At 45.6% G+C, this 1,326-nt stretch carries 1 protein-coding gene and 1 pseudogene; one reads left to right on the top strand and one right to left on the bottom strand.

Annotation, left to right across the window (positions count from 1 at the left end; genetic code table 11):
• The coding region (locus R7P72_RS24655; RefSeq protein ID WP_318110920.1) for an IS4-like element ISVsa5 family transposase at positions 1-871 on the top strand (871 nt) is incomplete at its 5' end.
• Positions 872-885: 14 nt separating this feature from the next.
• On the opposite strand, the pseudogene R7P72_RS24650 reads toward R7P72_RS24655, so the two are convergent.
• A pseudogene (locus R7P72_RS24650) lies at positions 886-1,326 on the bottom strand (histidine kinase dimerization/phospho-acceptor domain-containing protein); the annotation flags it as partial.

Here is a 1,326-nt window from a genome sequence, read left to right as displayed (position 1 = left end):
GGTGGCACTACATGGTCGTTCTATTACTCTTTATGAGAAAGCCTTTCCGCTTTCAGAGCAATGTTCAAAGAAAGCTCATGACCAATTTCTAGCCGACCTTGCGAGCATTCTACCGAGTAACACCACACCGCTCATTGTCAGTGATGCTGGCTTTAAAGTGCCATGGTATAAATCCGTTGAGAAGCTGGGTTGGTACTGGTTAAGTCGAGTAAGAGGAAAAGTACAATATGCAGACCTAGGAGCGGAAAACTGGAAACCTATCAGCAACTTACATGATATGTCATCTAGTCACTCAAAGACTTTAGGCTATAAGAGGCTGACTAAAAGCAATCCAATCTCATGCCAAATTCTATTGTATAAATCTCGCTCTAAAGGCCGAAAAAATCAGCGCTCGACACGGACTCATTGTCACCACCCGTCACCTAAAATCTACTCAGCGTCGGCAAAGGAGCCATGGATTCTAGCAACTAACTTACCTGTTGAAATTCGAACACCCAAACAACTTGTTAATATCTATTCGAAGCGAATGCAGATTGAAGAAACCTTCCGAGACTTGAAAAGTCCTGCCTACGGACTAGGCCTACGCCATAGCCGAACGAGCAGCTCAGAGCGTTTTGATATCATGCTGCTAATCGCCCTGATGCTTCAACTAACATGTTGGCTTGCGGGCGTTCATGCTCAGAAACAAGGTTGGGACAAGCACTTCCAGGCTAACACAGTCAGAAATCGAAACGTACTCTCAACAGTTCGCTTAGGCATGGAAGTTTTGCGGCATTCTGGCTACACAATAACAAGGGAAGACTCACTCGTGGCTGCAACCCTGCTTACTCAAAATCTATTCACACATGGTTACGTTTTGGGGAAATTATGAGGGGATCTCTCAGGGCTGAGCAGCAATTGGGAAGACGTCTCTATTGTGTCGACGTAATCTCGCTGTGTAGCCGTCAACGGGGTGTCTGCCAGCACTTCAGAAATACCTATCACACCGTTGAGCGGAGTACGAATCTCGTGCGACATGTTCGCTAGGAAGCTACTTTTCGCTTTGCTGGCTTCAATCGCGTCGTCTTTGGCGCGCTCTGCGTCTTCTTTGGCTTTGGTGAGTTTCTGCTTTGCTTGTTCTCTCTCATGACTGAGTTTTTCCACTTCTTGAGCAAACTTGCTTAACTCATCTTTGCCTTTGATGAGCTCAGAAAGTGGTGAGTCTTCGCTGTAATTTTCGCGGCTTAAAAATTCAAGAACAAGATGCAGGTTGTTGGTCACTTTACGCACCAAGCGAATGGTTAAACTGATAACAAGAATCGTCACCAACGACATGAGAACAATGAA

The organism is Vibrio sp. Vb0888 (genome assembly GCF_033338835.1).
In the GTDB taxonomy this organism is placed as follows: Bacteria; Pseudomonadota; Gammaproteobacteria; order Enterobacterales; family Vibrionaceae; genus Vibrio; species Vibrio alginolyticus.
Note: the sequence above shows the minus strand (reverse complement) of the source record. Positions and strands in the feature narration are given on the sequence as shown.